This is a genomic window from Sporolituus thermophilus DSM 23256 (assembly GCF_900102435.1).
GTDB classification, from domain to species: Bacteria; Bacillota; Negativicutes; order Sporomusales; family Thermosinaceae; genus Thermosinus; species Thermosinus thermophilus.
Genome location: NZ_FNBU01000023.1, coordinates 23,076 through 41,787 on the forward strand (window position 1 = coordinate 23,076; position 18,712 = coordinate 41,787).

The following is an 18,712-nucleotide window of genomic DNA, read 5'->3' on the forward strand; positions in this document are numbered from 1 at the left end:
CGGACAATTGTCAGCTGGAAGGAATGACTATATTCAGGTAGAATTTAGAAATTATATGGCAAAATTTTGGCAAAGCATGGGGGTCTTCATGAAAAAACTAGCGTTTCTTGTCATAATTGTCTTATTATTTTCCATATTGGCAAGTCCGTTCGCCCAGGCCGGCGATTACCGCCTGGGACCTATGGACGTGTTAAATATCGGCGTCTGGGGCTATGAAGAGCTCCAAATTGAACAGCTGGCCATCCGGCCTGACGGGAAGATCGCCTTTCCGCTTGTCGGCGAGGTCCAGGCGGCGGGGCTCACGCCAGGCGAGCTGGCGGACGCGTTGGCGCAGGGCCTAAGCGCGTATGTGAAGGACCCGAAAGTGACGGTAAATGTCCTGAAATTCCGCACTACCCGCGTGTATGTGCTGGGCGAAGTGCCTAAGCCCGGCCTGTACGAACTGGAAAAACAGCACAACCTGCTTGACGCGATCGGCGCGGCCGGCGGCTATACGAAAGACGCGGCCAAGAAGAAGGTACATATTATCCGCAAGGACAAGCCTAACGAGGTATACAAAGTTGACCTGGTAAGGCTGCTCAACCATGGCGACCTGACGCAAAACTATGCGCTTAATGAGGGCGACGTCGTGTACTTGAGCAAAAATAACCGCATCGACTTTGCCAAGGACATCCTGCCGTGGATTTCGGCGATGTATCAGATTAGCGAAATCCAAAACAACTAGACGGGGTATGGAGGCACGACAGTGGAAGAAACGACGTTGGACTTACGGGATATAGTCAAGACGCTCAAAAAGCGCAGTAAGCTGATAGTGAAAGTTTTTCTGGCGGTAGTCCTTGCCGCCGCCGTGATAAGCTTCATCATCCCGCCCACCTATGAGGCGGAAACGACGCTACGGATCAAGCAACCCAAGGGCCTGGCCAATTCGTTGCTCGGCGACCTGCCGGTAGGCAACCCCCTGGGCGCCAAGCTCCTCATGTCCACCTACGCGGAGATCTTAAAGAGCCGCACCGTCGTCCAGGCGGTCATTGATAAGACGCAGGCCGACAAAGAAGAACCGCCGACCTATGAGGACATGCTCAAACGCATTACCACCCAGCCGGTCAAGGACACGGAAATACTTAACGTCAAAGTGCAGGCCAAGTCGCCGGAAGAAGCGCAGTTGGTGGCCAACACCCTGGTCGAGACGTTCATCGACCGCCTGACGACACTGGTGCGGTCGGAACAGTCGACGGTGCGCGAGTTTATCGGCGGCCGCCTGGAAGAGGCAAAAAAAGAGCTGGAGCGCGCCGAAGCCGCCCTGGAACGCTACAAGCGCGAACAGAAAATCGTGGCGCCGGCGGACGAGACCAAAGCGCTCGTCGACAAGCTGGCGGCGGTTGACAAATTGGCCGCGGACAACGACATCGCCCTGGCGGCCGCCCAGGCCCGACTGGCGAGCGCCGAGCAGCAGCTGGGCCGGGAAAAGCCCGGCTTTATTGCCGACAGCCCTCTCATACAGCAGTACAAGACCAAGCTGGCCGAACTGGAAGTGCAGCTGGTCAGCCTGTCGCAAAACTATACGGACAAGCACCCTAAAGTCGCCGCGGTCAAGGCGGCGATCGCCGAGACGCGCAGCAAGCTGGACGCGGAAATCGCCAGGGTGGTCAGTGCGGAAGCGCCGTCCATGAACCCCATTCACCAGGGCCTGCTACAGGCCAAACTGCAGGCCGAGGCGGAAATCGCCGTCGGCCAGGCGCGCCAGGCGGCCATCGGTCGCATCGTCGCGGACGGCGAGCGGGAAATCGCCAAGCTGCCGGCCAAGGAGCAAGGCCTGGTGAAAGTCATGCGGGATGTTACCGTGGCCCAGGAAATATACATCATGCTGGCCAAGCGCCATGAAGAAGCCCGCATCAGCGAGGTCATGCAGCCTACCGACGTCCAGGTGATTGATGCGGCCATCGCCCCGGAGAAGCCCATCAAACCCAAGATTGTGCTGAATATCGCGATTGCCGCGGTACTAGGACTCTTCCTGGGCGTCGGGTCGGCCTTCTTCCTGGAGTATATGAACAAGACCATCCGCACGGTCGACGACGTCAAGTACTACCTTGACCTGCCGGTGCTGGGGACCATCCCCGACTTTGACAGTGATACAACCCCGCGCGCCAATTCCCTGGCAGACAAGTTGAAGCGATTGTTTGGCAGCAGGAAGAAGGGGGTGTCCGCATGAGCACGAAACGCAAACTGATCGTTCATGAAGATGCCAAGTCGCCCATTGCCGAAGCCTACCGGACGCTGCGCACCAATATTAACTTTGCCAAGATGGGCGGCGAGCTCAGGTCCATATTGTTTACCAGCGCCGGACCCGGTGAAGGCAAGTCGACAACGGTAGCCAATACCGCCGTGGCCCTGGCCCAGACGGGTAAACGGATCATCATCGTTGACTGCGACCTTCGTAAGCCGGTCCAGCACAAAATATTCGGCAAGAAAAACCGGGGGGTTACCAATTACCTGGTGGAAGACACGCCAATAGACGGGCTGCTTCAGGAAACAGGCATTGAAAACCTGCTTCTCCTGCCCAGCGGGCCCATCCCGCCTAATCCGTCCGAACTCTTGGGGTCGCCCCGGATGCAGGAGCTGATCGCGTATTTGCAATCCCGGGCGGACATGGTGATAATCGACGCTCCGCCGGTAATTGCCGTAACCGACGCCTGCGTCCTGGCGTCGAAAGTCGACGGCGTCATCTTGACCATCGCTTCCGGGCTTGTCCGGCCCGAGATGGCCAAGCACGCCAAGGAACTATTAATAAAAGCCAACGGCCATATCCTGGGTGTTATTCTGAACCGGATGGAGATCGAGGAAGAACACGCCTATTATTACTATTATTATGGCAGTGAGAGATAGGCGGATTAGTTAAACTGTTTGACCAGCTTTTTTGTGCATAGTTGTGGATATTTTAGAGCGGGATTATGTGTGAGGCGATGTAAATGCGAAGAAATTTTCCCATGTTGCGCAAATTTATCCTCCTGGCAGGAGACTTTGTCCTGCTGGCCGGCGCCGCATACCTGGCATTTCAGGCGGTTTTCAGCCGGGGCGCGCCGCCCGGTATGGCGGACAGCTGGCGCAATATGGTGGCGGTAATGCTGTGCGTGGCGGTAATCCTGTTCAATGTTCACGGCCTGTTCTCCCTGGCAAGAAAGAAGTTTAGCGAACTCGCAATCAGTCTTGCCGTTGCCCTGGCTAACATATTTATCATTATTATGGCTGTAAGTTTTTTTCTGCGGGACTTTACATATTCACGCACGCTGCTTGTACTTACGTTTGCCATTCAGCTTGTCCTGCTTTTATTGTGGAAATACCTGTTCTGGCGAATAGAGCACGCCCTTATTAGCCCCAAGGATGTTTTAATTGTTGGCACTCAGCAAGAATGCGCCAGACTGGTTGCAAAACTCCAGGCACAGCTTCACCTGAACTATAACGTGCGCTATGTTTGTACAGACTGCGAAGGTAACTCTTGGCAGAAAGCGGTAGACGACATTGACCTTGTCATTATCTGCCCGGGAACGGACGTGAGGAATAAAGCTGGTATTGTCCATTTTTGCCATAACAGGGGTAAAAGAGTCTTTTTGGTACCGGACTTTTATACCCTGTTTGCTAGCGCCGCCGAAATGGACAAAATCGACGATATTCCCGTTTTTCGCGCGAGGTATCTTGAGCCCACGCTCGAACAGCGCATACTGAAACGGATGCTTGACCTAACGGTTGCCGGCAGCGCTCTCTTTGCTTTGTGGCCCTTGTTTATTGTTATTGCAACTATGATTAGGCTGGATAGTCCCGGGCCGGTGATTTACAGCCAGGTGCGCGTGGGCCGGAACGAGAAAGAGTTTAAAGTATTTAAATTCCGGACTATGCGGCAAGATGCCGAAAAATACACCGGTCCCGTGCTCGCAGCGGAAAATGATCCGCGCATTACAAGGGTTGGAAGGTTGCTGCGCGCAACCCGCCTTGATGAACTGCCTCAGCTTTTTAACGTCCTCAAAGGCGATATGAGCATCGTCGGGCCGCGCCCGGAACGCCCTGTGTTTGTTCGTCAGTTTAAGGAAGAAATACCGGAGTATGTTTACCGGCACAACGTAAAACCGGGCATCACTGGTCTTGCCCAGGTATACGGAAAGTACAATACTACTCCTTATGATAAACTTATTTACGACTTATCTATATCCAGAAATTTGGCATAATAACTGACCTCGTGATTATGCTGCAGACAGTAAGGGTGCTTGTCAGCAAAAGCAGCACTGAGGGAGTTAACGTGAGGCGCCCCAAAGTCAATCTAGCGAAGTATCAAGTTGAGCGGATAGGGTGAAAAAGTGAACTGGATATTACTGGTTTGAAGGAGCATACTGACATGCCTAAAGTTCTCATCACCGGCGCCAACGGCCAGCTGGGTCGGGCCCTGCAAAGACAATTCAGCGGTAAATACGCACTTGTACTCTGCGATTTGTCGGAGCTCAATATAACCAGTTTCACTGCCTGTCGTGATGCTGTCCGGACGTACAGGCCGGACATTATCATCAATGCCGCCGCTTACACCAATGTCGAGCGGGCCGAAGACGAGCCTGACGCCGCTTATGCCGTTAATGCTATTGGCGCGCACAACTTAGCGCTTGCCTGCCGGGAGAGTGGAACAAAACTTGTCCACATCAGTACCGACTACATTTTCGACGGCGAAAAAGGCGCAGCCTATGGGGAATATGACTCTCCCAACCCCTTGTCAGTCTATGGCAAAAGCAAGCATTTGGGCGAGCAACTAATCCGCGACACCGGTGGCCGCTACTTTATCGTCCGTACCGCCTGGCTGTACGGCGACGGACACAACTTCGTCCGCACCATGCTCCGCTTAGCTAATGAGCGTACGGAAATTTCGGTAGTTGCTGACCAGCACGGCACCCCCACCTATGCGGCTGATTTGGCCAAGTTTATCGAACAACTCATGCATACCAAATACTACGGCATCTACCATGTCACTAATGCTGGCAGCTGCACCTGGTATGAATTTGCCTGCAAAATATTTGAATATGCTGGCAAAAAAGTATCCGTGCGTCCGATAAAAACGGAAGACTATCCAACAAAAGCCAGGCGGCCACGCTATTCCGTACTGGATAATTACATGCTTAAACTCCGTGGTTTTGATGCTTTGCGCCCGTGGGAAGAGGCGCTCAAAGACTACATAGCAAATGACTGCCAATAATTGCGGAGGTAGATGATGAAGATTATCCTCGTCACCGGCGGCGCCGGCTTTATCGGTTCTAACTTCGTCCGCTATATACTTAGCACCTACAAAGATATATCTATTATTAACCTGGACAAGCTTACTTACGCCGGCAACCTCGATTCTCTGGCCGACGTAATGGAAGAATCGCGCCACATATTTGTCCGGGGCGGCATCGAGGATCGCTCGCTGGTCGAGTATCTATTAACTCAATATCGTCCGCAGGCTGTCGTAAACTTTGCCGCTGAGTCCCATGTCGACCGTTCTATCGACGGCCCGGACGCCTTCATCCAAACCAATATCGTAGGCACATTTCAACTACTTGAAGCAGTCCGCAGTTGCTGGCAGGCTCTGCCGGCAGAGGAAAGGGAACAATTCCGCTTCCTCCACGTTTCTACTGACGAAGTTTATGGTTCATTAGGCGCAGATGGCTACTTCACCGAAGACACCCCTTATGCGCCCAACTCACCCTATTCTGCCTCCAAGGCCGCATCCGATCACCTGGTGCGCGCCTGGTGCCATACTTATGGTGTACCTGTTCTAACCACTAACTGTTCCAACAACTACGGGCCCTATCAGTTCCCCGAAAAGCTTATTCCCCTCATGATCCTCAACGCCCTTGACGGCAAGCCGTTGCCTGTTTATGGCGATGGGCAAAACGTGCGTGACTGGCTGTACGTCCTAGACCACTGCCGAGCCATCGACACCGTCCTTCGGCACGGCCGGCCGGGCGAAACATATAATATCGGCGGTAATAACGAAAAGACCAACCTGGAAGTTGTTCATATTATCTGCGACATCCTGGACGAAATACAGCCTAGGCCAGACGGCGCGTCATACCGCTCCCAAATAACCTTCGTCCGGGATCGGCCTGGTCATGACCGGCGCTACGCCATCGACGCGTCCAAAATAAAGCGTGAACTGGGCTGGCAGCCTCAAGAAACATTTGCTACCGGGATCAAAAAGACGATTATGTGGTACTTGGTCAACCGAAATTGGTGCGACCGTGTCACCGACGGCAGTTACCGCCGCGAACGTCTGGGCCTTGGTAATAAATAGGAGGTTTTAAATTCAATTTTTAGAGGTGCCCTATGACCAGAAAAGGCATAATTCTAGCCGGCGGCTCCGGCACCCGGCTGTATCCCTTGACGCGGGCAGTGAGTAAACAGCTTATGCCGGTCTATGATAAGCCGATGATTTATTACCCTCTGACTACCCTTATGCTCGCCGGGATCCGCGATATACTGGTTATAACTACTCCTAATGATAAACACTTGTTCAACGAACTTTTAGGTGACGGCAGTCAGTGGGGGATAAACATAAGTTACGCCGTTCAGCCCAGCCCTGACGGCCTTGCTCAGGCTTTTATCATCGGTAAGGACTTTGTCGGCAACAATAGCAGCGCTCTTATTCTTGGCGATAACATTTTCTATGGGCATAGCCTAACTGAGCATCTGCGCCGGGCAATGACAAGGCAAGAAGGCGCGACCGTTTTTGCTTATTGGGTAGCCGACGCCGAGCGCTACGGCGTGGTAGAGTTTGACCAGGACGGCAAGGCGGTCAGCATCGAGGAAAAACCTAAGCAGCCAAAATCCAATTATGCTGTCACCGGCTTATATTTCTACGATAACAGCGTTATTGACATTGCCGCTAATCTCAAACCCTCAGCCCGGGGCGAGCTGGAGATTACCGATGTTAACCGAGTATATTTGGAAAAAGGTATGCTCAATGTCGAAATCCTCGGCCGCGGCTATGCTTGGCTGGATACGGGAACGCATGAGTCGCTATTAGATGCGGCCAATTATATTGAAACTATCCAAAAGCGGCAGGGCCTCATGATCGCTTGTCCGGAAGAAATTGCCTATCGCATGGGCTATATAGACGCGGATAAACTAGCTGCTTTAGCTGATCCACACAGGAAAAACGGCTATGGACAATACCTCTTCAATTTGCTAAAAGGGGGCGGGCAGTTGTGAAAGTGACAGAAACAAAGCTACCAGGCGTTCTCCTCATCGAACCTGATGTGTATGAAGATAGTCGAGGTTATTTCCTTGAAACATGGAATGCGGCCCGTTATAAACAGTACGGCCTGCCGGAAAAGTTTGTTCAGGACAACCTTTCCTTTTCCCGCCGAGGTGTACTCAGGGGCCTGCATTTTCAAAACCCCAACCCCCAAGGTAAGCTGGTATATGTCATTCAGGGCGAGGTATTCGACGTTGCCGTGGACATCCGGCCTGGTTCACCGACCTTTGGCCAGTGGGTGGGAGTTACGCTGTCTTCTGATAATAAGCGCCAGCTCTACATCCCGGAAGGCTTTGCTCACGGTTTTTGCGTCATGAGTGAAGCGGCATTGTTTGCTTATAAATGCACGGATTTTTATAATCCAAAGGCCGAGGGCGGCATTATCTGGAATGATCCGGATATTGGCATAGAGTGGCCGGTACAGGAACCAGTGCTGAACGAGAAAGACAAAGCATGTCCGCACCTGAGGGACATTCCCCCGGAGAGGCTGGTGTGGTATATATAGAGCATAAATTTGTAAAACCGTGTCTTGAAAACGGAGGATACACTGCGTGGGTTATAGTTTTTCTAGGCAGTTTATAAAAAATGTTTTTTCCGGTCCATTTAAAATTATATTAAATGCCATTATTGTTTTTTTTTCCTATAGATATTTTTTGAATACATTTGGATCTGAAAAGTATTCAGTATGGCTTTTATTGGCAATTATTATTGATTTGAGTAGAATGGGTAACCTCGGTGTCAGTGATGTCCTTATAAATTATATCGCAGAAGCCCGACAAAAAGACGACAATAAAAATCTTTGTTTTTATTTTTCTACTAGCTTATCGATAGTCTCTTTTTTTCTAATCTGCACCGGAGTAATTCTATGGAGCATTCGTGATTTCATACCGGTGTTTTTAAACGTAACTTCTGCCTATATTCCACTATTCAACGAATTATATTTGAATGTGATAATACTTTCTTTTTTAATCGTATTACTGGAGATTTTATTGGTTGTACTATATGGTTTGGGTAGGGCCGATCTAGCGAACTACTATCAGGCTATAGGCGTATTCGCCGGGACATTACTGTCAATTTTATTTATATATTTAGGGTTCGATATCTTTGGATTATTTACTGGCAATTTGATCGGTACTATAGGCGTTATAGTTATTTCATTGCGGAATATATATAATCAGCTTGGATATTTTCCGTTTCGGTTAACTTCTGTTAAGCTATCGACAGCAAAGGATATTATTCAAAATAGCATCTACATGTTTACTGTTTCTATAATTAATTTATTGTTTCTTCCCGTCGGGAAAATCCTTGTATCCAAATATATAGGTACTGTAGAGGTAGTCTGCTTTGATCTGACTTTCAAAATAGGATTTCAGATCAGAAGCTTTTTTGATATAGCGCTAAAGGCTTTAGCGGCGGAAGTTAGTTCAATAAAAAATGACTATCAAAAACTAAAATATGTATTCACAAAAATTTATAAATATCTTTTTTTAATTGCAGTGCCTATTTATATGGTCACTCTCATCTTTTCTAAAGAAATACTTACTTTTTGGTTATCTAACTTGTATTTCCCACTAATTAATGAGTCGTTCAGAATTATACAATCAGCGTTTGCTATTAATCTTTTTGCTGTACCTGTATACTACTTTTTTTTGGGAAACGGAAGTTTTAAAATTTTATTAGGGGGATATATGGTACAGTCCGCTGTGGCTTTTGGTTTAGCGCTGATTTATTTCATCGTTTTAAACGGAAATTTTTATACGACTTATCTTTATATTTGTTTTACTTCGATGGTTTTAGCTGCCATATATTTAGGTATAATGTTCACAAGAGACATTCAAAAAGTCAAATTCTGAATTCTGAAAGGAAAGTTGCTAATGCTAAATATATTTAAAAATCCAGTAACTATATGGCTAAAGTTGTATTTAGAAAGTTGGATTATTAAGTTTTCAAATAGAGATAAACATATTGAAATAGGTTATATGTCTAACGTGAAAAACTGCTTATTAGGCAAGCATAGTGTCATTTATGATAATGTCATTATGCGCAACTGCAGTTTAGGAGATTATTCTTATGTGTCTTCTAACTGTGTATTTCAAAACACAATTATTGGGAAATTTTGCTCAATCGGACCTAACGTTAGAGCTGGATTAGGGAATCATTTGAACAACAATTTTGTTTCTACTCATCCGGCATTTTTTGTAAACGACAAGTTGTGTAAGCCAGTCATTAGTTTTGTCGATAAGACCTATCATCAATTTCTTAAACCGATTACTATTGGAAATGATGTATGGATAGGAGCAAATGCTATTATTTTGGACGGTATATCAATCGGCGATGGGGCGATTGTAGGAGCTGGCGCTGTGGTAAACAAAGATGTGCCACCATATGCTATTGTTGCTGGTGTGCCGGCCAGGATTATTAGATATCGATTTAACCCGGAGCAGGTTGAAAGATTATTAAAGTTACGGTGGTGGGACAAGGATGTACAATGGCTTAAAAAAAATGCTGACAAGTTTTTAAATATTGATCAATTTATTACTAGTCAAGAGCCAGCAAAATAAAGGGGACAGTGTAATGCCGAGAGGAGTGCGTTATGAAAAAACTTTTGTTGGATCTATGTTCTAAACTGGAGGGGAGAGGTATTCATGAAATAATTGATAGACTAAAACTGTATTATCGATATTTGATTACAGTTTTATTCTATAAACCTTTTATCGGAGAGATGGGAAAAAAGACTGTAATTTATAGTCCTATTAGGTTCACTGGATTAAAATTCATTTATCTAGGGGCAAAGGTTACAATATTTGACGGTGCCAGAATTGAAGTGGTTGACCGCTATGGTAATCAAAGGTTCAGTCCGTGTCTTAAAATTGGGGAAGGAACCTCTATTAATCAGAACTGTCATATCACATGTGCTGAGGAAATAGTCATTGGCATGAATGTATTAATAACGGCAAATGTAACAATAACCGATATTATTCACCCTTATGATGATATTAATGTTCCAATAAGCCGGCAGCCGCTGATTACTAAAAAAGTTTACATAGGAGATGAGACCTGTATTTATCAGAATGCCGTTATTCTCCCAGGAGCTAAAATTGGCAAGCATTGTATTATAGGGGCTAACTCGGTGGTAAATATACAAGTACCCGACTATAGCGTTGTAGTTGGAAATCCAGCCCGTATTGTGCGTCAATATAACCAAATGCTACAAAGCTGGGAAAAAATTTACCAGTAATAAAGCGAGATATAAAGGCAGATTTAGCACTACAATAACAAGACTAAAAAAGGTGGATTATTGATGAAAGTATTAGTTACAGGTGGAGCAGGGTTTATTGGAAAAAACCTTGTTCGCAGATTGCTAAAAGAAAACTATGAAGTTACTATCCTGGATAATTTTAGCGAGCAAATTCATGGAACCAAAAAGCAATTGCCGGATGACCTAGCCAGCAGAGTGCGTCTAATAGTTGGTGATGTTAGAGACAGGCGGGTTTTTTTTGAGGCATTAGATGGGCAGGAAGTAGTAGTGCATTTGGCTGCCGAAACAGGCACTGGTCAGTCCATGTATAAAGTTCAGCACTATGAAGAAGTAAATATAAAAGGTACTGCCGTTCTGATAGATTATCTAGTGAACGATAAGCGTAGTCAAGTCCAGAAAGTGGTTGTGGCATCATCACGAGCTGTATATGGTGAAGGTAAGTATAACTGTCGCACCCACGGAATCGTATACCCTGAAAAGCGCAAAATGGAAGATATGAAAGCGGGACTGTATGAACCGCGTTGTCCCTTCTGCGGCCAAATTGGCGATGTGCTTCCTACAGACGAAGAGTCTAAAACAAGTCCATCATCTTTTTATGGACTAACTAAATATGTGCAGGAACAGATGATATTGATGTTTGCAAAATCAATAGGAATTTCGGCTTTCGCGTTACGCTATCAAAACGTTTACGGCCCTGGTCAGTCGCTACATAATCCCTATACCGGAATACTTGCAATATTCTCCAACAGAGCAAGATTAAACAGCCCGATTTATATATTTGAAGACGGGCTTGAGAGTCGTGATTTTGTCTACATTGACGATGTAGTTGAGGCAACGTATCGCTGTATTGCTCCTCAAGCTTCCGGGGTAGAAGTTCTCAATGTAGGTAGCGGACAGAGAATTACAGTTAACGAAGTAGTAAGAGAAATCGTTGAGTTTTTTAACAGCGGCTCAGAAGTGTTGATCACTGGAGAATTCCGCGATGGAGACATTAGGCATAATATAGCCGATTTAACCAAAATAAACAGGATTCTTGGATATCGTCCGTGTTGGGATTTTAGGAGAGGAATTAAAGAATTTCTGAATTGGGCTCAGTCGCAGCAAGTAGGCTCTGATAACTACACTAAATCTTTAGATGAGATGCGGGAAAGGGGCCTCATGCATGGCTAGTTCTGCAAAGGTTGGTATTGTCACAGTAACATATAACAGCGAACTAGTAATTGAAGGTTTTATGAACTCTCTGCTGGCACAGACACATAAAAATTTCGTGCTATATGTGATAGATAACCAATCTCAGGACAATACACTTAATAAGTTAACCCAATATTCTAATTTATTAAACATGGTTGTATTTAACAATTCGAAGAATGTTGGTGTGGCTACCGGAAACAATCAAGGCATTAAGCGTGCACTTGCCGACGGGTGTTCGCACGTGCTGCTAGTCAACAATGATACGGAATTTAATGACAATTTAATAGAAGTACTTCTTGATTATATGAGTGACAACAAGTGTGATATAACTGTTCCCAAAATGATGTATCATGACAACCCATCCCTTCTCTGGTTTGCTGGAGGTCATCTTAGCGCGGTGCGCGCTTATTCAAGTGTTCACGAGGGGTGTGACCATATTGACCAAGGCCAGTTTGATACTCCGCGCCGTATAACCTATGCGCCTACATGTTGCATGTTGATAAAAGCTGATGTGTTTTCTGTTATTGGGCTCATGGATGAAAAGTATTTCATTTACTATGATGATACGGATTTTTGTTTGAGGGCTTTGAGAAAGAATATACAGATGCATTACGTGCCGACAGCAGTACTAACACACAAAGTTAGTAGTTTAACAGGCGGCAAACATTCAAAGTTTGCACTGCGCTACCTTACGCGTAATAAAGTATATTATATTCGAAAGAATATAGCATTTCCAATGTCGTATATATTCTTAATATTATTCCTGTTTAAGATATTTTTTGATTATCTATACGAAAGAGACGACCGGGAAATATTTGAAATCAAGCAGAGAGCATTCATCGAAGGATTTCGCATGGGATGATTAATTAAACTTGATTAAGTTAATTAGTAATGAAAAAGGTGTTTATATGATAGTGATTGCAGATTTATGGATGTGTGATAAAAATCATGTACCGTTTAATGCAGCAATGGTAAAAATACTACAGGGAGTGTTTAAGACTGAGAAAATTTCTTTTTTTGGAGAGAAAAAACATATTGATAATATTCGTAGCTTTATAGGTTCTGATGGAAATATAAGTTATCATGAAGTAAGTCAGATTAAGGGGGGGAAAATAAAACATGTTATCAGAGAATTATTAGCCCTCTATAATCTGCTTAAGCTAGTTGCATTCTGTAAAAAGAAAAACGTTAAACTGCTAGTACTATTATATATGTATCCGCCTTCACATTATATTTTTGAACTTTTTAGAAAATATTTTTTCCAAAACCAAAAAATTATAATTGTACTACATGGGGAGGTTGGCTGGATTAATGAGAAGGAAGTGAAACATAGAAAAATATGTGGATGTTTATTAAAGTCAGCTTTGGAATTAAAGAAAAAAGATAAAAACCTTAAGTATATTACTTTAGGGGAAGTAATAATGCAAAACATAGTATTGAATATGGACATACAAAAAGAATTGCTAATAAGCATTGACCATCCGTATATCTATTCGCCAATACCTTCAAGACTTCCAAGCTTTAAACCGCTTTCTTTGGCTAGTATAGGAACGGCGGATTTAACCCGTAACGCTCACCTTATTTTTGAGGTTGGACAAAAATACAAAGAATATGTTGATGTTGGTCTTCTAAAGCTGGAGATTATTGGCCCTATGAATCCAGATATTGGTAAATATGCAAATAAATATGTGGCGTACTGTAAAACTAATGAAAAATTATCGCGCCTGGAATATGAAAACAAAATCGCTGAAATTGATTATGTTCTTTTTTTCCGGGACAATAACCAATATACAATGCGGGCAAGTGGTGCTTTCTTTGACGCAATTCAGTTTGAAAAACCTATTATTGCAATCAAAAATGATTATTTTGAGTATTATTTCAAACGGTTCGGTAATATAGGATATTTGTGTGAAAACATTGAAAATTTGTATCGGACTATTGATTATATATTAAAAAATAAGCCTTTAGCTGAATATCACGAACAATTAAATAATATACGTCGGGCAAAAGAAAATCTTGCAATTACTCATATAGAACGAGATTTGAAAAATAAACTTGTAATATAGAGGATAGTTATGATCTTTTGGATATTTTTATGTATATTCGTTATTTTATTATATCTACTTGAGGACAATTTGCCTTATCCCATTAAAAAATTATTCAGCATATTAATATTATTTATTGTTTTAGTAGTGAGTGGTTTTAGATACCGAATAGGATGGGATTATGACCATTACATGTATTTATTTGAAAAATTAGATACTATTGATATTTCGTCAGAGATAAGCCTTACCATCATAATAAATTTATTAAAAAGTTTAAGTCTTGATTTTCAAGCATTATTTCTATTTTATTCACTATTCACGCTACTATTTCTATGGCAAGGAATAAAATATTATTCCCAATTCCCGGTTATGTCCTTATTGTTTTATGTCTTAATTCCTGAACTATATTGGACTTCTTTTAGTGAAATAAGGCAATTTCTAGCGATTAGTATATTTTTTTATGGTTCGCGGTTTATTATAGAAAGGAATTTATTGAAATTTACCTTAGTTCTTTTAGTTGCTGCTTTTGTTCATACAAGTGCTATATTTTTATGGCCATTATATTTTTTCGTAACAAAATATTACAAAAAAGTATTCCATATTAGTTTAATTATTTTGAGTATAACTATTTCAGCAAATAAGTTGCAGCTTCCTTATTTACAAACCATTTTCGAGATATTTGATCTAAAATATATTTATTATGTAACAAATATAGAATATACCAAAAGTTTATCGTCAAATATAATACAGTGGATATTTATTCCGTTTTGGTTAATTATCTTGATAAAAAGGATCAATGCTGAAAGCCGTAAATGTGATCTCTTAGTTGTAAATATGTTAACACTAGGACTTGCGTTAGACTATTTAACTGATTTTTCGCAACCATTAAATCGAATAATTTACTACTTTGTTATTTATAGGATAATATTATTATCTTGGATAGCTGAATTCTTTATTATCGGCAGTAGAAAAATAATCAACTATGCCATAATTGTTTTTTTGGCAATTATTTTTTTGACTTACGTTTATCGTGTTCCATTTTCAGAGGCAGGAATTGCCCATAGTTACTTCTCTGCTAATAATATACAATATGAGTTTAATTTTGATTTGTTTAGGTGAGTGGGAATATGGAAAAAATATACAAGAACGTTTTAATTATAATTGAAAGTTACAACCGGTGGAGATTTTTTTCCCGAATGCTAAGTTCATTTGAAAAGCTTGGCCTAAATGTATGTTTTTTTACAGTTTGCCCAAGCGTTAAATATTTTGTAAAAAATAATGACGCAAAGATTTTTTACCTAAACAAGGGTTTAAAAATAGATATAAAAATTGATAAATATGCTTATAAAAATACTCTAGAATTTGCATTACAGGAGCTGTCGTCAATAAGTGCACAGTCGCTAATTGAACTATTTTATGCAAATTTAGAAGAGATTTATAAAAGCTATAAATTTGATTTAATATTGGTGTACAATGGAACCACATGCTTAGGGACTGCTGCTAAGTTATATGGGGTTCGTTGCAATATTAAAACCCTTTTTTTTGAAATTTCTAATCTACCCAATAAAATGTTAGTAGATAGTGAAGGAACCAATGCATTTTCCAAGGTATTTAGAGACTTAAGTATATTGAATAAATTTATTGTGAATGACAATGATTATATAGCATGGCGGAATTCATTTATTAATGCGAAGCTAACTTCTAGTAACATTCCGCAAACTAAATTTGGAAAGAGCAAGCTCAAGGACTACTTCTATTACATGTTCGATAAATTGGGGTATGCTTTCTTGGTTAAAGAAAAACGAAAATATGTATCTTGCTATGCTAATAAATTGTTTAAAGCTGTAAGACCAAATAAAGTCGAGTACGATAACATAACTGACTTAAAAACTATTAGATATGTATTTTATCCAATGCAAGTCAGCCATGATAGTCAATTGGTTTTGCATAGTGATGTAGATAATATCGAAGCTATAAAGTATGCTTCAGGGCTTGCAAAAGATATGAATGCTGTTTTGCTTGTAAAACCGCATCCGGCAGAAATGGATAAAGATTATATTGAACGTATTTGGAGACTAAAAAATGCATACAATTTTTATTTTACCAATATGAATACTTTTGCATTAATAAAAAATGCGTTAACAGTTGTTACAATAAATTCTACTGTTGGGCTAGAAGCTAAAATTCTGGGAGCGGAGGTCCATACATTAGGACGTGCTATTTATTCTAGGTTTTCACAAGAAGATGTAAAAAAGTACATATTAGGATATTTAGTAAACATCAACTATTTCTCACAGGAACCAATAACAGTTGAACAAATAAAAGAGATTTTAAAGAGAGCCAGTTTATAATATTTATTTCTTGGAGAATGAAAAACGCCTTTCCTAAATCCAAAATACTTTTTATAATGTCATCATTTTGACTACCAAATTTCCGCGGTTTATAGCTATAGAAAGGAAGCGGACGTAATGAAAGTCTTAGTTACTGGCGGGGCCGGGTTTATCGGATCCCATACGGTCGATAAATTAATACAAGAGGGCTGCCAAGTGACAGTAGTTGACGACCTCAGCACCGGGCGGCGGGAAAACGTCAATGATCAGGCTGCATTCGTCGAAATGGATGTGTGCAGTCCGGCGCTGTTTGAACTGTTTGCCGTCGGTCAGTTTGACGGTGTTGTCCACCTGGCGGCGCAGACGTTGGTGCCGGTATCGTTGGACAAGCCGGACTTTGATTGCCGCGTTAATGTGTTGGGGACGGTGAACGTGCTGGAGGCCTGCCACCGTTATGGGGTACGTCGGGTGGTGCTGGCTTCGTCGGCGGCGGTGTATGGAGATGGGGTGGTCGTACCGGCGGTGGAAGACGCTCATCTTGCCCCTACCTCATTTTACGGTCTGAGCAAACTGACAGCGGAAAAGTATTTGGCGATGTATTCGCAAGTTTATGGCCTTGAGGGCGTGGCGCTGCGCTACGCCAACGTCTACGGCGAGCGCCAGGGCGACGGTGGGGAAGGCGGCGTTGTCAGCATTTTCGCCCGTCGCATGGCCCGCGGCGATGTTTTGACGGTGTTTGGCGACGGCAACCAGACGCGGGACTTCGTGTATGCCGGCGACGTCGCCAATGCCAACTGGCTGGCGCTGGTTACGCCCAATATCAGCGGGGTGTTTAATGTTGGTACGGCTAGTGAGACCAGCGTTAATGATTTGGCGCATTTATTGGCTAATGCAGCTGGTCGTCCAGTTGACATTCAGTACGGGCCGCCGCGTACCGGCGATATTTATCGCTCGGCGCTTGACAACCGCCTGGCGCGGGAAAGGCTTGGCTGGCAGCCGCAGGTTCCATTGGCTGAAGGATTAGCGCGCACTTGGCAATGGATGAAGGAGCGGGAAGGCTAACAACGGAGGGGATAGGTGAAACCATGCCCAACGACCAAAATGCGTGCCTCACACTCCCATCAGGTTTTTGCTTCGACTATGCCAACTTCTACGGCGAGGGCAAGGTGACGGCTGCGGATATTGCCGCCTTGGCTGAGCGTATTGAGGCGGCCCATGCGGCGGTGGAATATTTGCGCCGGACGGGGGAGGTGCGGGGGCACTTGTCCAAGGATGGATTGCCCGAGAAGGTGCTGTTTCCCCAGCTGCCGTATATTAAAGAAGGCAACTTGAATTCGCCGACGAGCATTGCGCGGCTGAAAGCATTCGGCCAGTCCCTGCGCTACAAGGTCGATGCCGTAGTGTCGTTCGGCATTGGCGGCTCGTATCTTGGCAACAAAGTGCTGTTTGACGTGCACTGCGGCGAGTTCTGGAACTATAAGCTGGTCGAAGCACGGAGCGGCTATCCCAAGCTGTATTTCAGCGGCAATAACATCGACCCGCGGCGGACGCAGGACCTGATCGCGCATCTCGCGGCCGAGGCCAAGGCGGCGCAAGGCGGGCGCAATGAGAAATATAAAGTAACCCTTATCGTCATCTCCAAGTCCGGTTCGACTATTGACACCATGGCCACGTTCATGGTAGTGTATGAGGCGCTGAAACAGCAGGCGCCGCTCATCGACGTCGATGTCGTCGCCGTTACCGACCCGGCCGAAGGGGCAGGCGAAACGCTGCTCGGCCGCCTGGCGCGGGAGCAGGGGTGGCCTATGTTTAGCGTGCCCGACGGGGTGGGCGGCCGGTTCAGTGTCTTTTCCGAAGTGGGGTTGATCACCGCCGCCTGCATCGGCTTTGATATCGACGCCTTCTTAGCCGGGGCGCGGGCGATGGACGAGGCGTGCCGGACCGGCGACATCTGGCGGAACCCGGCCCTGCTCAATGCGGTGCTCAAGTTTATCGCCGCCGAGAAGTACGGGCGGAATATTGAAGTGTTCATGCCCTACGGCGATTACCTCAAGTCCGTGGCCGAGTGGTATGTCCAGCTGCTCGCCGAATCGCTCGGCAAGCGCTATGACCGGGAAGGGCGGGAAGTATTCTATGGCCGTACGCCCATCGTGGCCGTGGGCACGACCGACATGCACGCCCAGACCCAGCAGCACCAGGATGGCAAAAAAGACAAGGTCGTCCAGTTCGTGAAAATCGCAGAGTGGGAGGGTGATCCGGTAATACCCGACGCTTTCCCGGGCGAGGCGAAGCTGGCGGCCATCGCCGGCATTACCATGGGCCAGGCGCTGGACGCCGCGCGGGCGGCCAATGCCGAGGCGCTCGCGGGCGACGGGCGGTTTAACGCGACCTTTGTCCTGCCGCGGCTGAACGCTTTTCACCTCGGGGAGCTGCTGTATCTCCTGGCCTTATCGGTGGCGTATGAGGGCGAGCTGGCCAATGTGGATGCGTTTGACCAGCCGGGGGTCGAGGCGTATAAGCGGATTATGGGGGTTAAGCTGGGTAGCTTGAAAAAACAATTTAACCGCTAAGTACGCGAAGGACACAAAGGGTTACGATGAGCGCGACGTTGTCGCGC

At 45.0% G+C, this 18,712-nt stretch carries 18 protein-coding genes; all 18 read left to right on the top strand.

All coding sequences use genetic code 11. From position 1 onward, the window contains the following. Positions 1-88: 88 nt before the first annotated feature. Positions 89-724 (top strand): polysaccharide biosynthesis/export family protein, encoded by a 636-nt coding sequence (locus tag BLQ99_RS12195; RefSeq protein WP_093691370.1) that lies wholly within the window; start codon positions 89-91, stop codon positions 722-724. A 21-nt stretch (positions 725-745) separates the two neighbouring features. Next, positions 746-2,209: a GumC family protein gene (locus BLQ99_RS12200; RefSeq protein WP_093691372.1), complete on the top strand. Its 1,464-nt coding sequence runs from the start codon at positions 746-748 to the stop codon at positions 2,207-2,209. Continuing rightward, entirely contained in the window at positions 2,206-2,883 is a 678-nt protein-coding gene (locus tag BLQ99_RS12205) for a CpsD/CapB family tyrosine-protein kinase (protein WP_093691374.1), read from the top strand. Before BLQ99_RS12200 ends, BLQ99_RS12205 begins: the two co-directional genes overlap by 4 nt. A gap of 83 nt (positions 2,884-2,966) precedes the next feature. Beyond that, the gene (locus BLQ99_RS12210; protein WP_245690469.1) at positions 2,967-4,217 is read left to right on the top strand and encodes a sugar transferase; all 1,251 of its coding nucleotides are present in this window, start codon (positions 2,967-2,969) and stop codon (positions 4,215-4,217) included. 167 nt (positions 4,218-4,384) lie between these two features. Further along, complete coding sequence (rfbD, locus tag BLQ99_RS12215; protein ID WP_093691376.1) at positions 4,385-5,227, top strand: dTDP-4-dehydrorhamnose reductase; 843 nt, start codon at positions 4,385-4,387, stop codon at positions 5,225-5,227. Positions 5,228-5,242: 15 nt separating this feature from the next. Next, positions 5,243-6,307: a dTDP-glucose 4,6-dehydratase gene (rfbB, locus tag BLQ99_RS12220; protein ID WP_093691378.1), complete on the top strand. Its 1,065-nt coding sequence runs from the start codon at positions 5,243-5,245 to the stop codon at positions 6,305-6,307. Between the two features lie 32 nt (positions 6,308-6,339). Next, positions 6,340-7,224 carry a glucose-1-phosphate thymidylyltransferase RfbA gene (rfbA, locus tag BLQ99_RS12225; RefSeq protein ID WP_093691380.1) on the top strand — a complete coding sequence of 295 codons (885 nt, stop codon included), beginning with the start codon at positions 6,340-6,342 and terminating at the stop codon, positions 7,222-7,224. Then, the gene (gene rfbC, locus BLQ99_RS12230; RefSeq protein WP_093691382.1) at positions 7,221-7,775 is read left to right on the top strand and encodes a dTDP-4-dehydrorhamnose 3,5-epimerase; all 555 of its coding nucleotides are present in this window, start codon (positions 7,221-7,223) and stop codon (positions 7,773-7,775) included. The genes rfbA and rfbC overlap by 4 nt, the downstream gene beginning before the upstream one ends. Before the next feature lie 46 nt (positions 7,776-7,821). Further along, positions 7,822-9,123, top strand: coding sequence for an oligosaccharide flippase family protein (locus BLQ99_RS12235; RefSeq protein ID WP_093691384.1), 1,302 nt, complete (start codon positions 7,822-7,824; stop codon positions 9,121-9,123). 21 nt (positions 9,124-9,144) lie between these two features. After that, positions 9,145-9,831: a CatB-related O-acetyltransferase gene (locus tag BLQ99_RS15325; RefSeq protein ID WP_171904675.1), complete on the top strand. Its 687-nt coding sequence runs from the start codon at positions 9,145-9,147 to the stop codon at positions 9,829-9,831. A 32-nt stretch (positions 9,832-9,863) separates the two neighbouring features. Beyond that, complete coding sequence (locus BLQ99_RS12245; protein WP_093691386.1) at positions 9,864-10,508, top strand: acyltransferase; 645 nt, start codon at positions 9,864-9,866, stop codon at positions 10,506-10,508. Between the two features lie 63 nt (positions 10,509-10,571). Beyond that, positions 10,572-11,699, top strand: coding sequence for an SDR family NAD(P)-dependent oxidoreductase (locus BLQ99_RS12250; protein WP_093691388.1), 1,128 nt, complete (start codon positions 10,572-10,574; stop codon positions 11,697-11,699). Further along, positions 11,692-12,582 (top strand): glycosyltransferase family 2 protein, encoded by an 891-nt coding sequence (locus BLQ99_RS12255; protein ID WP_171904676.1) that lies wholly within the window; start codon positions 11,692-11,694, stop codon positions 12,580-12,582. Before BLQ99_RS12250 ends, BLQ99_RS12255 begins: the two co-directional genes overlap by 8 nt. 10 nt (positions 12,583-12,592) lie before the next feature. Then, positions 12,593-13,786, top strand: a complete 1,194-nt coding sequence (locus BLQ99_RS12260) for a hypothetical protein (RefSeq protein ID WP_093691392.1) — start codon at positions 12,593-12,595, stop codon at positions 13,784-13,786. 9 nt (positions 13,787-13,795) lie between these two features. Further along, positions 13,796-14,884 (top strand): EpsG family protein, encoded by a 1,089-nt coding sequence (locus BLQ99_RS12265; protein ID WP_093691394.1) that lies wholly within the window; start codon positions 13,796-13,798, stop codon positions 14,882-14,884. A gap of 8 nt (positions 14,885-14,892) precedes the next feature. Then, a complete protein-coding gene (locus BLQ99_RS12270; protein ID WP_093691396.1) occupies positions 14,893-16,116 on the top strand; it encodes a capsular polysaccharide export protein, LipB/KpsS family in 1,224 nt (407 codons plus the stop codon). Between the two features lie 117 nt (positions 16,117-16,233). Next, positions 16,234-17,157, top strand: a complete 924-nt coding sequence (locus BLQ99_RS12275; RefSeq protein WP_093691398.1) for an NAD-dependent epimerase/dehydratase family protein — start codon at positions 16,234-16,236, stop codon at positions 17,155-17,157. 23 nt (positions 17,158-17,180) lie between these two features. Continuing rightward, positions 17,181-18,665 carry a glucose-6-phosphate isomerase gene (locus BLQ99_RS12280; protein WP_093691400.1) on the top strand — a complete coding sequence of 495 codons (1,485 nt, stop codon included), beginning with the start codon at positions 17,181-17,183 and terminating at the stop codon, positions 18,663-18,665. The last annotated feature ends 47 nt before the right edge of the window (positions 18,666-18,712 follow it).

Bases quoted from the DNA above. Each gene is read 5' to 3' on its own strand.
- BLQ99_RS12195 (WP_093691370.1), top strand. From the start codon at position 89: ATGAAAAAACTAGCGTTTCTTGTCATAATTGTCTTATTATTTTCCATA.
- BLQ99_RS12205 (WP_093691374.1), top strand. From the start codon at position 2,206: ATGAGCACGAAACGCAAACTGATCGTTCATGAAGATGCCAAGTCGCCC.
- BLQ99_RS12210 (WP_245690469.1), top strand. From the start codon at position 2,967: ATGCGAAGAAATTTTCCCATGTTGCGCAAATTTATCCTCCTGGCAGGA.
- rfbD (WP_093691376.1), top strand. From the start codon at position 4,385: ATGCCTAAAGTTCTCATCACCGGCGCCAACGGCCAGCTGGGTCGGGCC.
- rfbB (WP_093691378.1), top strand. From the start codon at position 5,243: ATGAAGATTATCCTCGTCACCGGCGGCGCCGGCTTTATCGGTTCTAAC.
- rfbA (WP_093691380.1), top strand. From the start codon at position 6,340: ATGACCAGAAAAGGCATAATTCTAGCCGGCGGCTCCGGCACCCGGCTG.
- BLQ99_RS15325 (WP_171904675.1), top strand. From the start codon at position 9,145: ATGCTAAATATATTTAAAAATCCAGTAACTATATGGCTAAAGTTGTAT.
- BLQ99_RS12245 (WP_093691386.1), top strand. From the start codon at position 9,864: ATGAAAAAACTTTTGTTGGATCTATGTTCTAAACTGGAGGGGAGAGGT.
- BLQ99_RS12250 (WP_093691388.1), top strand. From the start codon at position 10,572: ATGAAAGTATTAGTTACAGGTGGAGCAGGGTTTATTGGAAAAAACCTT.
- BLQ99_RS12255 (WP_171904676.1), top strand. From the start codon at position 11,692: ATGGCTAGTTCTGCAAAGGTTGGTATTGTCACAGTAACATATAACAGC.
- BLQ99_RS12265 (WP_093691394.1), top strand. From the start codon at position 13,796: ATGATCTTTTGGATATTTTTATGTATATTCGTTATTTTATTATATCTA.
- BLQ99_RS12270 (WP_093691396.1), top strand. From the start codon at position 14,893: ATGGAAAAAATATACAAGAACGTTTTAATTATAATTGAAAGTTACAAC.
- BLQ99_RS12275 (WP_093691398.1), top strand. From the start codon at position 16,234: ATGAAAGTCTTAGTTACTGGCGGGGCCGGGTTTATCGGATCCCATACG.
- BLQ99_RS12280 (WP_093691400.1), top strand. From the start codon at position 17,181: ATGCCCAACGACCAAAATGCGTGCCTCACACTCCCATCAGGTTTTTGC.